At 58.3% G+C, this 15,587-nt stretch carries 14 protein-coding genes; 9 read left to right on the plus strand and 5 right to left on the minus strand.

Annotated features, from left to right (window positions below; genetic code table 11):
• The first annotated feature begins 8 nt into the window (after nucleotides 1-8).
• The 4 genes from FJ986_RS03520 (at nucleotide 9) to FJ986_RS03535 (ending at nucleotide 4,639) form a co-directional block, all read left to right on the plus strand.
• The gene (locus tag FJ986_RS03520; protein WP_140673414.1) at nucleotides 9-1,196 is read left to right on the plus strand and encodes an extracellular solute-binding protein; all 1,188 of its coding nucleotides are present in this window, start codon (nucleotides 9-11) and stop codon (nucleotides 1,194-1,196) included.
• A gap of 453 nt (nucleotides 1,197-1,649) precedes the next feature.
• Nucleotides 1,650-2,735, plus strand: a complete 1,086-nt coding sequence (locus tag FJ986_RS03525; protein ID WP_140673416.1) for a type III polyketide synthase — start codon at nucleotides 1,650-1,652, stop codon at nucleotides 2,733-2,735.
• Nucleotides 2,736-3,458 (plus strand): methyltransferase domain-containing protein, encoded by a 723-nt coding sequence (locus FJ986_RS03530; RefSeq protein WP_140673418.1) that lies wholly within the window; start codon nucleotides 2,736-2,738, stop codon nucleotides 3,456-3,458. It abuts the gene before it with no gap.
• A complete protein-coding gene (locus FJ986_RS03535; protein ID WP_140673420.1) occupies nucleotides 3,455-4,639 on the plus strand; it encodes an NAD(P)/FAD-dependent oxidoreductase in 1,185 nt (394 codons plus the stop codon). The genes FJ986_RS03530 and FJ986_RS03535 overlap by 4 nt, the downstream gene beginning before the upstream one ends.
• Before the next feature lie 135 nt (nucleotides 4,640-4,774).
• On the opposite strand, the gene FJ986_RS03540 is transcribed toward FJ986_RS03535, so the two are convergent.
• The 4 genes from FJ986_RS03540 to FJ986_RS03555 all read right to left on the minus strand — a co-directional run bounded on the left by FJ986_RS03540 (nucleotide 4,775) and on the right by FJ986_RS03555 (nucleotide 8,932).
• On the minus strand, nucleotides 4,775-5,080 hold the full coding sequence (locus FJ986_RS03540; protein WP_140498458.1) for a hypothetical protein: 306 nt from the start codon (nucleotides 5,078-5,080) through the stop codon (nucleotides 4,775-4,777).
• 178 nt (nucleotides 5,081-5,258) lie between these two features.
• Nucleotides 5,259-5,759 carry a metallophosphoesterase family protein gene (locus FJ986_RS03545; protein WP_140567322.1) on the minus strand — a complete coding sequence of 167 codons (501 nt, stop codon included), beginning with the start codon at nucleotides 5,757-5,759 and terminating at the stop codon, nucleotides 5,259-5,261.
• 79 nt (nucleotides 5,760-5,838) lie between these two features.
• Entirely contained in the window at nucleotides 5,839-6,168 is a 330-nt protein-coding gene (locus tag FJ986_RS03550) for a DUF768 domain-containing protein (protein ID WP_140567278.1), read from the minus strand.
• A gap of 757 nt (nucleotides 6,169-6,925) precedes the next feature.
• Nucleotides 6,926-8,932, minus strand: a complete 2,007-nt coding sequence (locus tag FJ986_RS03555) for a DUF4838 domain-containing protein (protein WP_140673422.1) — start codon at nucleotides 8,930-8,932, stop codon at nucleotides 6,926-6,928.
• A gap of 690 nt (nucleotides 8,933-9,622) precedes the next feature.
• Here FJ986_RS03555 and FJ986_RS03560 point away from each other — a divergent pair.
• The 5 genes from FJ986_RS03560 (at nucleotide 9,623) to FJ986_RS03580 (ending at nucleotide 14,689) form a co-directional block, all read left to right on the plus strand.
• Entirely contained in the window at nucleotides 9,623-9,817 is a 195-nt protein-coding gene (locus FJ986_RS03560; protein WP_140498455.1) for a hypothetical protein, read from the plus strand.
• Nucleotides 9,818-10,302: 485 nt separating this feature from the next.
• Nucleotides 10,303-10,782 carry a MucR family transcriptional regulator gene (locus FJ986_RS03565; RefSeq protein WP_318012505.1) on the plus strand — a complete coding sequence of 160 codons (480 nt, stop codon included), beginning with the start codon at nucleotides 10,303-10,305 and terminating at the stop codon, nucleotides 10,780-10,782.
• 144 nt (nucleotides 10,783-10,926) lie between these two features.
• The gene (locus FJ986_RS03570; protein ID WP_140625472.1) at nucleotides 10,927-12,576 is read left to right on the plus strand and encodes a GMC family oxidoreductase; all 1,650 of its coding nucleotides are present in this window, start codon (nucleotides 10,927-10,929) and stop codon (nucleotides 12,574-12,576) included.
• 440 nt (nucleotides 12,577-13,016) lie between these two features.
• Nucleotides 13,017-13,796, plus strand: coding sequence for a response regulator transcription factor (locus tag FJ986_RS03575; RefSeq protein ID WP_140498453.1), 780 nt, complete (start codon nucleotides 13,017-13,019; stop codon nucleotides 13,794-13,796).
• 131 nt (nucleotides 13,797-13,927) lie between these two features.
• Complete coding sequence (locus FJ986_RS03580) at nucleotides 13,928-14,689, plus strand: Crp/Fnr family transcriptional regulator (protein WP_140498452.1); 762 nt, start codon at nucleotides 13,928-13,930, stop codon at nucleotides 14,687-14,689.
• 128 nt (nucleotides 14,690-14,817) lie between these two features.
• Here the strand turns inward: FJ986_RS03580 and FJ986_RS03585 are convergent, their stop codons facing one another.
• Complete coding sequence (locus FJ986_RS03585; protein ID WP_140498451.1) at nucleotides 14,818-15,549, minus strand: cysteine hydrolase; 732 nt, start codon at nucleotides 15,547-15,549, stop codon at nucleotides 14,818-14,820.
• Nucleotides 15,550-15,587: the final 38 nt, after the last annotated feature.

Genomic DNA, 15,587 nt, shown 5'->3' on the forward strand with positions numbered 1-15,587 from the left:
AGACACCAATGACAACCCGACGCAATGCACTTCTAACGATCCTGGGTGCTGGCGTTGCCGCGGCGGCAAGGCCGGTTTTCGTGCTTGCCAAGGAGTTCCCGAAGCCGAAGGAACCGCTGGTCATCAATGTGGTCGACGTTGCCGGCGACCTGCAACTCAGCCAGCGGGCGCTTGAAAAGTTCGCCGAGACCCATCCGGAACTGATCTCGAAGTTCGTTTACACGCAGGCGCCCGCGCCCGAACTTGCCGCCAAGCTCAAGGCCCAGCAGGCGGCAGGCCGGTTGGACATCGATTTCGTGCTCACCGGTAACGACGCCCTTGCCGCGGGCATCGACCAGGGATTGTGGACCCAGATCCTGCCTGACTATGCCGATATGTTTCCCAAGCTCGACGAGCGCTACCTACCGGGCGCCTATGCCATGCAGCAGATGGCGAAGGGCCAAGCCTTCGTCGATAGCTGGTATCCGTCAGGCCCGCTCCTGGAATATGCGCCGGATCGGGTCAAGGACCTTCCTGGGACCGCTGAAGAGTTGCTTGCCTGGTGCAAGGCGCATCCGGGAAAGTTCATGTATGCGCGCCCGGCGAATTCCGGCCCCGGCCGAACCTTCGTCATGGGCCTTCCCTACCTGCTCGGCGACAAGGATCCGCTGGATCCTATCGACGGCTGGGAGAAGACCTGGGCCTATCTCAAGGAACTGAACGACTGCATCGACTATTATCCCTCCGGCACGACCGTCACCATGAAGGAACTGGGTGACGGCACGCGCGACATCATCGCCACGACCACCGGATGGGACATCAATCCGCGCTATCTCGGCATCGTTCCCGAAGACTACAAGATTGCGACCCTGAAGGGCTTCCACTGGGTCAGCGACGCCAACTATGTGGCTATCCCAAAGGGCGTTTCCGACGAAAAGCTCGGCGTTCTCCTGCAACTGATCGCCTTCATCCTTGAGCCCGAGCAGCAGGCATTCATGTACGATCACGGCTACATGTACCCCGGCCCGTCGATCAGGGACGTGCCGATAGAGATGGCGCCGCAGGACAGCCAGGACACGATCAAGCGTTTCGGCCGGCCCGAATATGCCGCGATGATCGCCGACAACCCGATCGAACCGCCGCTCGACGCCAAACCGCTGGTTGCCATGTTCGAGAAGTGGGACAAGGAGATCGGCGGGGCCAAAAACGTCAAATAGGGTATCTCCGCGCACGGCCATTCGACAGCGGTTTGTCCCCGCTGCCATGATAGCTAAGCCGCCTCGACAATACCCCTGGTGGTCCGGGGAACCGGCCGGTCCGACCGAGATCGCGTCGACTGGCCAGGCCTTGGCCGGTCAAGGAATGGATGACTCGTCTGGCTATATGGCGGCCGCGATGCCATCCATCCTGATGCGAATGCGGTATCCGTTGCGGTACGGTGCCACATTCGACGCTCGCCCGCCTGCGCCGCCGACAGCGAGGATGCCTCCAATTGCGCTTGGTGCCGCCATTGGCCGGCACCTTGGAAATCGTCGAGGACGAGGGAAGCTTTCATCTGTCCCGAACGTTTATGAGAGTGTTTACCACCTCTCAGGGGCTGGTCCCGACCCGGTCGGGTTCGTAGTCACCGCCCGCGGTACACCAGCCTAAAGCTGTAGGCCGAGGAAAAGATGCCCGCTCAAGCTTTCATCAACCGGATTGCGGCAGCCGTTCCGGAGAATGGCGTTCACCGCTTCTTTCTTCAATTTGCCGGTTCCCAGCTGACGGCAGATCCCCGTCGCCGGGCGATCTTTGATCGCATGGCGGACAGATGCGGAATAGAGCATCGTTATTCGTGCTTTGCGCCCGCCGATGATCCTGAAGGCCCAAGTGTCGATTTGGAGGGTGTTTTCAAACGCGGCGCGTTTCCAGGCACGGCAAAGCGCATGGAGATGTTCGCGGCCACAGCGCCCGCTCTGGCTGAACAGGCCGTGGAGAAGCTCCTTCATGGTCAGGACAGGACCCGTATCACACATTTGATCGTCACCACCTGCACGGGGTTTTCCGCCCCCGGCCTGGATCTGGAAATAATTGCCCGGTGCAACCTGCCGACCTCCATCGAGCGCACAATCCTCGGCTTCATGGGTTGCTATGCAGCGATCAACGCACTCAAGCAGGCACGACACATCATCCGGTCGGAACCCGAGGCCCGGGTTCTGGTGGTCAGCATCGAACTCTGTACGCTTCACCTCAAGGAGACCTCCGACCTTGAAAAGCTGCTCTCGTTCTGCCTGTGGGGCGATGGCTGCTCGGCTGCGTCGGTAAGCGCCAGTCCTTTTGGCATAGGACTGGATAGTTTTCACGCGCTCGTCGATGGCGGCAGCCGCGACCTCATGACCTGGAACATACACGACGACGGTTTCGACATGGTGTTGTCGGGAGAGGTTCCCGCCGCAATCCACCATGCACTCGGCACAGACATAGGCAGCATTCTGGGAAACAGGAGCGTTTCAGACATCGACCTTTGGGCCGTCCACCCGGGCGGCCGCTCCGTTCTCGACGCAGTGGAGCGCGCGCTGAATCTCCGTTCCGATGCGTTGTCGACCTCCCGCGAGGTCCTTCGTGAAAACGGAAACATGTCCTCTGCTACCGTCATGTTCGTACTCGAGCGAATGCTGCGCGAGGCCACAAAGGAAGACCGTGTGGGTTGTGCCATGGCATTCGGACCTGGCCTGACGACCGAGACGATGATGTTCCACACAGCCGGCGATACCTGAATGGCCAATGATCTCGACCATCGTCGGATCGAGCGGGAACTGCTCGACAATTTGCCTCCCGACGATCCAAGGGCCGTCGGTTCGCGGCGTGATCTCGCCTGGATAAACGCACTGATGTTTCAGAGCGCGATCATGGCCAGCCTGTTGAAGGCAAGCGTGCGCAAAAGCCCGACCAGATTTTTGGAAATTGGTTCCGGCGATGGAGCATTCATGCTTTCCGTCGCAAAGCGCCTCGCCCGGCGCTGGACAGATGTCGACCTGGTCATGCTTGACCAGTTCAACCTCATTTCAGACAGGCGGTTCGCTGATTTCTACGCACTTGGTTGGCGGGTCGAAACCATCATCGATGATGTCTTCGAATGGATCGAAAGCCCCCGAGCAGGCGCCTTCGATGTGGTGTCGGCCAACTTGTTTCTGCACCATTTTCCGGACGCAGCCCTGAAACGCCTGTTTTTGGCGATTCGCCCTCTGGCGCCAGTGTTTCTCGCCACCGAGCCGAGCCGAAACGCCATTGCCTTAAGAGCCTGCTCGCTTCTGCATGTCATCGGCGCGAACGAGGTGACTTTGCACGATGCGCCGGCAAGCGTCCGCGCCGGTTTTGCGGGTGATGAGCTTTCCAGCCTATGGCCCCCGGATTTCAGGCGCCAGTGTGCAGAACGCAGAATTGGACCGTTTACCCATGCCTTCCTTGCCGTCGACCGCGCTTCGGAAGGTTTGCCATGATGTACGACGCCATCGTCATAGGCGCCGGGCCAAGTGGTTCTTCGGTGGCCTTGGCTTTGAGCGGCCAGGGGCGCGCCGTTGCCATCGTCGAGCGAAGTGAATTCCCGCGCCGCAAAGTTTGCGGGGAATTCATGTCCGCGGTCAATCTGGATCTGTTGGATAGATTGGGCGGAGGCGCCGCGGTTCGCGCCAAAGCTGGTCCGGAGGTCAAGCGAGCTGCACTTTTTGCATCGGGTCCGGGCACGGATGCAGGCATGCCGCGGGCCGCGGGAGATGCATTTGGACGCGCGCTCGGGCGCGACGTTCTGGATGGCATGCTTTTGGATGCGGCTCGCGATGCCGGAGCCGACGTGTTTCAGCCTTGGCGGGCGGCGGAGATCACCACCTATGGTGACAACGCTATGGTTCGGATCGAAAGCAAGCACGATCAGGGAGTTCTCGTTGCGCCGGTAGTGATTGCCGCGCATGGCTCGTGGGAACAAGGAAAGCTTCCGACGAACCTGCCGAAAACCAATGCGCCGCACGATCTTTTCGGATTCAAGGCTCATTTCACCGGCGCTGAGCTCGACCGCGACCTCATGCCCCTGCTGGCATTTCCGGGCGGCTATGGCGGGATGGTCTGGGCCGACCGGAACAGAATGTCGCTGTCGTGCTGCATGCGCCGCGACGTCTTGATCAGGCTACGCGAAAAAGGCAACGTCTCGTCGGCAGCCCAAGCTGTTCATGCCCATATCCTTGCTTCGTGTCCCCGTGTCGCCTCCACGATCGTGAACGCCACGCTCGATGGCGAATGGCTCGCCGCAGGTCCCATACGGCCTGGCATTCGTCCACGTTTTGCCGACGACATATTTCGGGTGGGCAACGTCGCCGGTGAGTCCCATCCCATCATCGCTGAAGGCATCTCGATGGCCCTGCAGTCAGGCTGGTTGCTAGCCAACGAACTGGCCAGGTTCGGCCGTTGGGACCGGGCGGCGAGGATTGCTGTTGGCCGCCGCTATTCGAAGGTCTGGAACAGCCAATTTGCCACCCGCATTCGCGTGGCTGCCTTGTTGGCACGCCTTGCCTCCCATCCCATGTCCGCTGCCGCGATGAACACGTTCGTGAGCGGCTTCCCGAACAGCCTGACGCTGGGAGCCAGATTGACCGGCAAAACGAAACCGCTGCCGATCGGGTGCGACTGAGAGGCTCAAGACTTTGTGCTCCAAGACGCTATAGCGGTCATGAACTCTGTCTTTCGATAGGCCCAGCCTTGCGATTCGGGATGACGTCTCAGGCCCGGGTCATCGCCGGGCCTGAGCTGAATTCTGCTGGCGGAACTATTTGTTGCAATTTTGGGACGGCGAGGTGGCAGTGCCGCTGGCGGTATTGGTGTCGACGTCATTGCCCGCAGTGTCCTTGCAACGGTCATTCATGCCGTTTGGTGTTGTCGTGGTCGAGTTCGTCGCATTCGGATCAGTTGTGACGGTCCCCGTGGTGCTGCCGGAGCCGTTGACGCTCGTGCCGCTGTTGTTCATGCCGCCGCCTGCGGTACCGCCGGCATTGCCCGAGCCGCTCGTTTGGGCCAGGGCGGATGTGGCGAGCGCTAAGGACAGGGCGGATGCGACCAAGATCGTTTTCATCATAAGTGCCTCCATTGGTTAAATCGCTTGTTGCGATCACTTTCCCAACGGAGCGCCGTCCTTGTTGTTCCTGTAACGGAAAATCGTGATCGATCTTCATTCTTGTCCGGCTTTGATGCTGAGCGAAGCACATCCAGAACTGTATAAAGGACGACTGCCGGTCCGTGGCGACGGGCCACGCTCAGCCTGATCGACGGTTGTGCTTGCTGAGCAGGATCGGCAGGGAAACCGGCCGGAAATTCCACATGTCAACGCCGACATCACGCTGGCGAGTAAGCGGCTTCAGCTTGCCATGCGAATGGCCGTGCAAATTCACCGATCCCTTGCCCATCTGATTCCAGGTCCGGAACGGATAATGGCACAGGATGAGGAGGGTGCCGTCCACCACCAGTTCCGCATAGTGCTGGATGCTGGCCCAGCCGGATGCGAGCGTTGCATCGCTTCCGTCATTGTTGCCGATGATCAGGTGCTTGCGCCCATTGAGCTGCGACAGCACGTTTTCGATGCCGGCCTTTGGGCGGGCAAAATCACCCAGATGCCAGATCTCGTCGTCCGAGCCAACGGTCTCGTTCCAGAGGCTCATCAGCGCCGCGTCATGCGTTGCCAGCGAGCTGAATGGCCGCCGGTCAATTCTCAGGATGCGTGGATCGTTGAAATGAGTATCGCTCGTGAAGAAGATCATCCTGTGCGCGACTTCCCTCGCTGATCGACCCACCCCGATACGCCGGACTAACGATCCGGTATTCGGCTGTACGCGCTCGTCAACTCTCTTCCTTACGGCCGTCACCGGCGGAACACGCTGAGTGCTCAGGCTCCGCAGCCTCAAGACCTTCGATAATCGGCGTAAGCGAGCCATCTTCCTCCGGAACTGGTTGCCGGCCGTTGGTTGCGTTCGCCTTGTCGAGGGCCTGCTGGATGGCGTCCTCTATGTTGCCGATATCTTCTTCGCGAACCTCGCGTCCGTATCCTGCGGCGTCTGCATCCTGCTCGAATTGCTGGGCCAACACCGCGACGCTGACTTGCGTGTCGGCGGCCAGGTTTCCGACATTCTCCTGCAGCCAGGTTCGAAAGAACTCGATCGTCGCGCTCATATTGCCTCCTGAACCGGACAACTGCTGCTGAGAGCGGTTGTTCCATGTTCCTGGCCACACTTTGCGGACTCTTGTGACGTTGACCTTGGGTGCCGGGGATCAGACGAACGCGCCGGTTGAGCATGGCGATTGCCGCTGCCATCGGTGCCGCGGCCCTTGCCGTCGGCAACACACGGTATCCGAACGGAGTAGCCCCAAACTGTCAGCTTACAATTTGCAGTCATAGGTTACAGACTTCCCGTGTTCTATAAAGGGAGGTGGGAAGTACCTGGGCCTAACAATACTCTAGGGCGCGGTTGAAGGTTCGCCTTCGAATCGCGAAATGCCCAGGTGGTTCACAGCTCCCAAAACAATGGGAGGTGTCAGCCAAACAGGATGAAAATCGGGTTTCGGACCCTAGTCCCCTCGGTCCGATCCACCGGTTCAAGGGCAACGTAACACAGCTCAAAGCCGACAGGAAAAATGCAGTCCGGCAAGTCTCGGCCTCACATCGGAAAACCAGAGCCAGGCACCGACTTCCGCGCAGCACGACGTGTCCTCTCCGGCGATTGAGGAAAAATTGCGAGGTGATTGTCGTGTCTGTCGCCTGTCTTGACGCAGTCCCCCCGTTCATGGACAGAAGCGCTCCCGCAACTGCATCGAGCACAATCGGCAGTGCCTGGCACAACGCCGACCACCTCTCCCTAGCTGGCCAGGGCGCGATATCGCGCGGCTTGGCCAGCTAGCTTCCCGCAAATCTTCTTTCAAAATAGATGGATCATTCCGGATCAAGGTCCGGAGATTGAATCGCAAAGCCCGGCAGGATCCAACTCTGGCTCTCCACCCACGCGCAGTGATTCATGTTGGATATCCACATATGCTCATATGATCGCCGAAATTGCAGCAACGCTTCCAGTTCCGGCTTTCCGCGCTCATAGGCGGATTGCGGATCGCCGAGCGTGAGCTTGCTGGCCGCTCGCGAGCACAGCTTCGCATGCTGCAATCCCAGCTCAAGAAACTTCACCCGCATCGAGGCTTCCGGATCTTGGATTGCGGAGGCTGCCGCCCTGTCAAGCAAGGCTTCCGCCGGCGCGAAACTCTCCTCTGGATAGACAGCGTGCGCCGCCTTCGCCCAGCTTCGCCAACGAGATGCTCCAAGAGCCTCGAACCCCTCCCGCAGCTGGGCGCGAGCGTTCGAAGTATACGCCTGCCAATAATCAAAATAGCTTTTGACGTCGTCGGCCGCAGGTCCGAAGGCTGAATAATATTCCGACAACAATGACTCCACGGCAGTCTCAGGATGTGTCTGCAGGCGCATCAACAAATAGAGATTTGGACCTTGCGTCGCCCAATGGCCTGTCAGCGAGTCAAAATCGGTTCCGACCATCCCGTTTCGCGCCGCGTTCTGAAACTCGTCGGCGAACTGGCCGGCGAATATGTGCGGCATGCAGTAGCCATCCAGGAAATAGTTGGTGCGCATGAACACCTGGGCAGTCGTTGCCGCCCATCCGCGCCACTGGTCTTTTATCCAGTCCTGCTCTTCGCCGCTGCGTGGATAGTACCAGGCCGATGGGCAAAACCCGATCAGGATATTCGGGTTCAACTTGATTCCCGATGTCGGTGCCGCGAAGTAATTCATATAGGCGTATCCCACCACGACCGCATTAGGGTCGTCTTTCGCGGCTATCCGCTGAATGGCTTGCCATGAACGCGCATAGCGGTCCGATACGAAAGGCTTGCTGGCGATCTTCGACTTCGACGGAATGAACTTTCGATAGTCAGGCGGCTCTGGGCCATCCAGCGCTTTGCATATTTCGCACTCGCACTGCCCCGGGATGTCGTTCTCGACCGCATTGACGAAAGTTGGCTGTCCCGCAGAGGCGCTCCGATGCTCACGCCATTGCGAGACGATCTCTTCTCGCAAGCCCGGATTGGAAATGCACATCGAGAAGCGAGCGCCCAGCCTCACCGGGCCCCGTTTGCCTCTGACCAATTGAAACCATTCGGGATGCTCGGTGCCATACCGCTGCCACCAGTCGACGAAAGCGTGACCGTAGTTCGTGGGTACTCTGCGGCCCATTCGGTGGCGACGCAGGAACGTGGCCTGGGCTTTCATATATTCTTTCGCCGCTGCTGCGGTGAAACCCATTTCGGGATGTTCTTCGCTCGTGAAGCCAGCCCCAGCGCGCACGCGACGCTGCATGAACCGGGGCGTAACGACGTAATCAAGCGCGGGGATCACCAAGGACTGTGCCTTTGGGACAAACGTTCCCAGTTCACCTGGCCATAGCCATCGGACACCGAAATAGCGATCAAGGAACTCGTACACGCCGAAGAGGGTGCCCGCGGACGTGTTTTGGTCGAGTGCACTGCCGGGATGATCGAGGCCGGCGATGCACAGATGGTTGCCGACGGTTCGGATGATACAGGTTTCACGCGCCAATGCGCCGAATGTGATTCCGGCTGCCCGGGCGAACCGGGTGTCGCCCAGAAAAATATGGGCGGCGTTACGCAGGCCAGCCGGCGAGACATGGTTTTCAGTTGTGATGGCAGGTTGGATGCCGGTCGCTTTTTTTATGTGCCAGCCGAGTTCCGTGGCGGCGTAGTGAACAGAGCCACTCGGCTGATCCGAAGTAACGAGCGTTGCCGCAGGTCTGCCGCGGGCGATAAGCGTTACGCCAGCTGAAGATTGAGTGGCCGCTTTGCCAGGGTTGGTAAAGCCAAGCCAGTGTAACAGGCCCAGAACCGTTCCCTGTGCAAACGTCCTTCGCGATAACGGCCCCATGCCAAAGACCTCACCTATGCGCGCGCATCCAAGAATGTAGACCCATTTTACGAGGACGGGCGTTCACAACAATTTGTATCACGTAAGCTTTGCATGCTTCAGCCGTTACGTTTCCCTTACCCGCATGCCGATCCATTGATGGCCAGTCTGCAGTTCGGGGCCAAGACGAAGATCAGCGTGTGTGGGTTCTCTTTGTATAATAGGTACATACACGCAGAGTCCCATATCATTTAAAGGTTGCAAAGAATTAATCGAGATATACGCGATATTCTTCGGGAAAAACTATCCATCTCCACGGGATAAGCAATGCCCTCTTTTGGAGGCTTATCATGATCAAACACATTCTTTTGACAATCTCACTGAGTGCTTCAGTGGCTTCTTTCATCTCGCCGTTTTGCCGATTCCGGACAAAGACCGGGTCGTCCGAGGCCGGCCCGATCGGGTGGCACCTGCGGATCTGGTGAAAAACCGCTGGCAAGTCCGGTGGGTGCGGAGAGGACGGCAAAGGCGGCCAAATAGCTCCAGCCTGGGGATATCGCCCAATTCAATACTCCGCTGGCGCAGCCAGCGGAGGCAGTTTTCACCGCTGTGCGACCCATTTGCGCAAACCAATGGTGAAGTCCTCACGATCTGGGAACTCTCATCCGCCATGTTCGTTACTGCTCCACATTATGGAGAGATGGGGGTCGGATGGATTTTTCGAGACGCAGGGACTGGGAAGCTCTAGCCAGCGCCCTCGACATCAACATCTATCAGCGTTCAAAGACAGTGTGGATTGCGGCTGGAAAGTACCGCGGCAAAGACATTGAAGTGAAAGGCCGCTCGCCAAGCATCGCACTCGCATTGTGGAAGGAAGCTGCGGGCTATACCGGCTCGGAGTGGTAGAAAGAGCGGTTCGTCAAGCCGCGCCGCTCAGGTCCAAGCGCCCATGCACAGTACAAGGCGCAAGCATTGTTCAAGGCTTACGGGCCTGGAGATGTCTTGCGCCGGCCGCGTGGACAATCGTGACTTCAAGCGCGCCATGAAGCTCCAGACACGACAGCCTTGAACAAGTCGAGCCGTCGCGAATAAGTCGAGCCGTCGCAGCGAGGCGGCGCTGGATATCGATTTGACGGTCGATACCGGTGCGCGACATATGCGCACCGGCATCGGATCAGTGAGGTCTTGCCGGCTTAGCTGTGCCGCCGGTGTTGCCGGTTTCGCCGCTGCCATCACGGGATCGGGATTGGCAAGCGGTACCACTTTTGGATGGATCGGCTGCCGCCAAGGGACAATTGACACAAACGGCACCTGGGGATGGCATTGGGCCATGCAAGGAGCGGGGCATCAGGAGCATTCTCCTGTGACGGTGGGCAATCCTTCAATGAGCGATGCAGAACGTGCTCCGCGCCTCGGCCACGGAAGATAGCCTTCTTCAGGCAATGAGCGGACTCATGGATTCTGACCCCGCCGACCACATTGAGCTAACCGCTGATATTGTTTCGGCCTATGTCAGGAAAAACCGGACGTCGCCTTCCGATCTGGTTGACCTGATCCAGAATGTCGGCCGTGCCTTGCAAAAGCTTGCCGTGGGCGATCACCAGCCCGAACCGAAACCTGTTCCAGCCGTGCCGATCCGCAAGTCGGTGACCCCTGACTTCATCGTCAACCTGGAGGACGGGCGCCGCATGAAATCCTTGAAGCGGTATCTGACATCCATCGGCATGACGCCAGCGCAATATCGCCAGAAATGGGGCTTGCCGCCGGATTATCCGATTGTGGCGCCAAATTTAACTGCGTTGCGCTCGGAGGCAGCCAAGAGGATCAGGCTTGGACAACGGAATGCCAGTGGCCGAACTTCCAGAGGCTAACCGAATGGAGCACAGGGCGAGGCTCCGGCAGTTCTCGCGTCGTTGGTCGTGTCGTCGCATTTGTTTTCTTCGGATCACAAGTTTGACGTGCCCGCCCGATGCCAGCGGGACCAACAGCCAAATGGGGCTGGGGGCAAGGCGCAAATGGCCACGCTCTCACAGGCGTGCAATTGCTGGTCCCGATCGACACCATGCCCGATCGACGCCATGATTGAAGATTGCAACGCGTTTCCGCAAGGCATGCGCCTGGAGGCGGATGTGTGCATCGTGGGAGCGGGTGCCGCCGGCCTGGCGATAGCATCACAACTAGAAGGCACGCGGCATCGCATATGCGTCATCGAAAGCGGTGGCATGACGTACGAGCACTGGCGCCAACGGCTGTCGCGCGGGCTGTCCGTGGGTCAACCTTACGAAGCTCTTGATCTTTGCCGCCTTCGTCAGTTCGGCGGGAGCACAGGCAAGGCTGGTTGGGGCGGATGGTGCAAGATGTTGGACCATGGCGATTTCGAGCATCGGCCCTGGATACCCCTGAGTGGTTGGCCCGTCGCCCATAAATCATTACTACCCCATTATGAGACCGCAGCCCGCCTGCTCGGAATCGACGACCTGCTGACCGATTGGCCGACTTCCGCGGTCATGCCTGAAAACGGGCCGCTCTTTTCGGAACGCTGCTTTCTCAGTCCCACTCCGGATCTCGGAGCAACGCTTCGCAAGAAGCTTCAGGACGCAAAAAACGTCCAGGTCGTGCTGCATGCCACGGCGCTGCGGCTCGACACCGACGACTGCGGAAGGCGGGTTCGCTCCATCGAGGTAGCGAGTACGCCGAACAAACGATTCCAGATTGCTGCGCGATTTTTCGTGCTGGCCTGCGGCGGTATCGAAAACGCGCGCCTGCTCCTTGTCTCAAACCGACAGGCGCCGAATGGCATAGGAAACCAGTATGACCTGGTTGGCCGCTATTTCATGGAGCATCCCCGGGTAAAATGGGGAAGCCTGCAAGTCAGCCAGCCCGACAACATGATAGACCTCCACGTGCCCTGGACCCGCACGACCGGATTGTCGCCTGAAAACCGCGGCACCAATGATGCATTCGGACTGGCGCTGCGGCCCGAAATACGTGCAAGCGAGCGCCTCCTCGATTCCCGCACATGGATCAAGCCTGGGCCTTGCGTCAATCATATGGATGGTTCCGAAGCTTTGCAGTATCTTGCCTTCTGGCTGCGGAGAGGCCGGCTGCATCGCGACCTTATCAAATGCGGCCGAACTATCCTGATGCATCCGGCGGGAGCAATATCGGCAGGTTTCGAACGGATCTGGCACTCACGTCGGCGTGCAAGGCATTTTCATTTTGACACGATACTGGAACAAGAACCGGATCCGGCAAGCCGCGTCACGCTCGATACAAGGCTCGACGAGTTCAGTCTGCCCCGTGTGAAGCTGCAATGGAACGTGGGGCCTCTCGTCCGACGGACGCTTGAACGTGTCCAGGCGATCATCACTGAAGAGATGAAGCGGCTGGGGCATAGAAGCGCCATTCATCCAGGCCAGGACAAAAACCCGGCGGGGGAGCGAGACATTCCATATCACTGGGTTCGACACCACATGGGCACGACGAGGATGAGCGACGACCCGCGAACCGGCGTGGTCGATAGTTCGTGCCAGGTGCACGGCCTCGCAAATCTGTTCGTCGCCGGCAGCTCGGTCTTCCCGACCGGAGGCAACGACATGCCCACTCTCACCATTGTCGCGCTCGCTATCAGACTGGGCCAGCACTTGCGGCAAAGCCTCGAATAAGCTCGCCTCCACCTTCGCCAAAGCGGTCAATCGACGAGGAAAGGGAGCAGGCTGCGACGTCTCATGCCGCAGGTCCGCCGTATGGAATATGCCGGCTCCTGAATGTAATTTTACGCTTTGCCGAGAAAGTGTGCGCGTTTTGAGCGAAGGTCTGACCAACGGCTCACATAGCCACCCCTGTTCAGCTCTTTGTCGTAACGATTCTGGATGACCGCTACTTCCGTAGCTACCCCCTATTGGTAAGCGCATGGACTTCGAAGCCAACTATAATACTGCAATCACGACTTTTTCACTTTGATTGCTTGAGGAAACCGAAATTTTGGCCGCGCTGTGCGTTTTGTCACACCACCACCTCCGGTCCACAAGCTATTACTAAAGTGTTAAGGTATGGGTTTAAAAGCGAAATCTCCGTTGGGGCGAGATTTGCGCGGGGGTGAGTCATGACAAGTTTTTTGCCTGCGAATGATCGGACGGACAAAACTGATCTTGATCAATATCCATCTATTCTCGACGTCAATCGTCTCTCACCGTCCTCGGGAGAGGGAATCGAGATTGCAATCATCGATGGCCGGCCTTTGATGTGTGACTGCTTCAGCAGAAGCCTCGAAATCATCGAGCCATCATTTCATATCCAGCATTACGCGTCGGTCGAAGCGTTCGACATGGCGGATCCCGAAGAAACGCAGAGAGTTTCGACGGTCCTGATGTGTGTGATGTGGTCGAACTCCCAGGCGGACTATCATCTTTCCCAGATAGGCCATCTGAAAGCGACCAGGCCCGAGGTAGGGGTGGTCATCCTATCGGATATCGAGAACTTTGAGGACATTCTCAAAGTGGTCGAAAACGGCGCGCGTGGCTATATTCCCACCAGCGTCAGGTTGCAGGTGGCCGCCAAGGCCATCCAGCTTGTCGCGGCGGGCGGAACTTTCGTCCCGCCCAGTGTTCTCTTTCATTCAGGACGCGCCGTCACCGACGGTCAGTCCGCGACCAAGCAGCAGCCGCACGGAGACAACACTTTTACCTCGCGTCAGATGTCTGTCATCGAGGCATTGCGTCGAGGAAAGGCGAACAAGGTCATCGCGTACGAGCTCAACATGTGTGAAAGTACGGTCAAGGTACACATTCGGAATGTCATGAAAAAACTTCGTGCGAGAAACCGTACCGAAGTTGCCTACATACTCAACACAACGCCGTATGAAGGGATTGCCATACGGAATTGAAATATGGGTGCCGCCTCACTCAACGAGTAATGGTTCTTGACGGACCGTTTTAGTAGATGTGATTTGCTTGAGTTTGGGGAGCAGCCGCAACGGAAGCGGCTGCGAACCTTTGCAAGGGGGCGCTACCCAGCATGAAACAACCGCCCGTTCGATATCCAGGCCCGCAGACTGACGGGGAGATCACCTCCGTAGCTGATGCCAACCATATGCACGGGCCGGATTTGAAAAATATCGAGCATTTCAGCAATGTTAAGTCGTCCACGCTGATCGAGATAGACCGCCGCTGTCGTTGGTTGCATCTCAACGAAGGGGACGTCCTGGTCCCGGCCGGCGAAAGTGTCGACCGGCTTTTTTTTCTGCTCGAGGGCGAGCTTCGAGCGCTCGTTTATACCCGCAATGGCAAGATTGTGTCGCTCCCCCCTGCGCATCGTGGCTCGCTTGTTAACGGAATTGCCTTGAGCGGCGACATCCAGATGCCATATTCGGTCGAAGCGGCGGGACCATGCACTATCGCTTCGATCGGCAGTCGTGCCTTTCTGGACATAGTCAAGCAGGATCCTGAAGCCCTGCATGCGGTTGTACAATTGTTGGTGGAACGTCAGCAGGTGCTTGTCGAGCACATCGTTGAGCTTTCGACGCTCAACGTTCGGTCCCGGGTGCATAAGGAGTTGCTGCGCTTATGCGCTGAAGACATCGGAGCCGACGGTTCGGCGAGGATTTCTCCTATCCCGACCCATACGGATCTGGCCCACCGCATTGGCACCCACCGCGAGGCGGTGGCACGCGAGTTGAGCTACCTGCAAAACATCGGACTCGTGCTGCGCCACGCCAAAGAGCTTTACGTGCCTGATGTATCCCGTATCGCCGATCTTGTGGCAAAGTCGGACGACTAAATCGTAGGCGATGCGTCGGGGCACCTTTCGAGAGTGGTCGGGACGTCGGTTGTGTTTGGGCTTGATCTACGCTGGCCCTGAGCGGCAGCCGCGGTGCTCCAAGGTGACTGATAGGCAGCTTCGCCTGCTCATTCGGCTAGTTCAAGACGACCGTGAACTCGCTCTGCGACCGACTTCAGGAATTGGTCGGACGTCGATGTCCATCCAAAGAGTATCTGAACGAGCGTGATCGAGGCATCATGATTGCTCCTTGGGGCGTCCCAAGCGATGGGCTCGCTGGTGCAATCCGTCAGCAGTATGCAGCGATAGTCCCTGAAGAAGGCATCCCGAATTGTCGATTCCACACACACGCTGGTCGTGCATCCTGTCACGATGAGGTGTTTGACGCCTGCGGATTTCAGAACAGAATCGAGTTCGGTTTCGTAGAAACCGCTGAATCGCGTTTTATAGAGGACGACATCCCCAGCCTGTGGCTTGAGGCCGTTGACGACCTCTGTTCCCCAGGTGTCGCGGATCAGAATCCGGCTCTCGCTGCCATCCGGGGCTGTCATGTTCGCGCCCACCCCGAAGATCTGGAGATGTCGAATACGGTTGGGGGCGTCCGACGTTCCAAGGTCCGAGAGGTCGCGATGATATCCCATCTTCAGGTAGACGATGGGCATGCTCAATTCGCGAGCGGCAGCTATTACGCTGGCAGTAGGGCCTACAGCCCGTTGAATCCCGGAGATATCGATTCCGGCTCTGTCGAACATTCCACCGTTGGAGCCGAAGTCATTCTGCATGTCCACGACGAGTACGGCGGCGTCAGCGGGATCAATTGAAATAGGTTGAGGCTTGGCGTCGATGACAAATGGATGCATTTCGTCCTCATCCCTGCTTGCAGCCTAACAACAGTGGT

The organism is Mesorhizobium sp. B1-1-1 (assembly GCF_006442955.1).
Lineage (GTDB): Bacteria > Pseudomonadota > Alphaproteobacteria > Rhizobiales > Rhizobiaceae > Mesorhizobium.

Bases quoted from the DNA above. Each gene is read 5' to 3' on its own strand.
- FJ986_RS03520 (WP_140673414.1), top strand. From the start codon at position 9: ATGACAACCCGACGCAATGCACTTCTAACGATCCTGGGTGCTGGCGTT.
- FJ986_RS03525 (WP_140673416.1), top strand. From the start codon at position 1,650: ATGCCCGCTCAAGCTTTCATCAACCGGATTGCGGCAGCCGTTCCGGAG.
- FJ986_RS03530 (WP_140673418.1), top strand. From the start codon at position 2,736: ATGGCCAATGATCTCGACCATCGTCGGATCGAGCGGGAACTGCTCGAC.
- FJ986_RS03535 (WP_140673420.1), top strand. From the start codon at position 3,455: ATGATGTACGACGCCATCGTCATAGGCGCCGGGCCAAGTGGTTCTTCG.
- FJ986_RS03540 (WP_140498458.1), bottom strand. From the start codon at position 5,080: ATGATGAAAACGATCTTGGTCGCATCCGCCCTGTCCTTAGCGCTCGCC.
- FJ986_RS03545 (WP_140567322.1), bottom strand. From the start codon at position 5,759: ATGATCTTCTTCACGAGCGATACTCATTTCAACGATCCACGCATCCTG.
- FJ986_RS03550 (WP_140567278.1), bottom strand. From the start codon at position 6,168: ATGAGCGCGACGATCGAGTTCTTTCGAACCTGGCTGCAGGAGAATGTC.
- FJ986_RS03555 (WP_140673422.1), bottom strand. From the start codon at position 8,932: ATGGGGCCGTTATCGCGAAGGACGTTTGCACAGGGAACGGTTCTGGGC.
- FJ986_RS03560 (WP_140498455.1), top strand. From the start codon at position 9,623: ATGGATTTTTCGAGACGCAGGGACTGGGAAGCTCTAGCCAGCGCCCTC.
- FJ986_RS03565 (WP_318012505.1), top strand. From the start codon at position 10,303: ATGCAGAACGTGCTCCGCGCCTCGGCCACGGAAGATAGCCTTCTTCAG.
- FJ986_RS03570 (WP_140625472.1), top strand. From the start codon at position 10,927: ATGGCCACGCTCTCACAGGCGTGCAATTGCTGGTCCCGATCGACACCA.
- FJ986_RS03575 (WP_140498453.1), top strand. From the start codon at position 13,017: ATGACAAGTTTTTTGCCTGCGAATGATCGGACGGACAAAACTGATCTT.
- FJ986_RS03580 (WP_140498452.1), top strand. From the start codon at position 13,928: ATGAAACAACCGCCCGTTCGATATCCAGGCCCGCAGACTGACGGGGAG.
- FJ986_RS03585 (WP_140498451.1), bottom strand. From the start codon at position 15,549: ATGCATCCATTTGTCATCGACGCCAAGCCTCAACCTATTTCAATTGAT.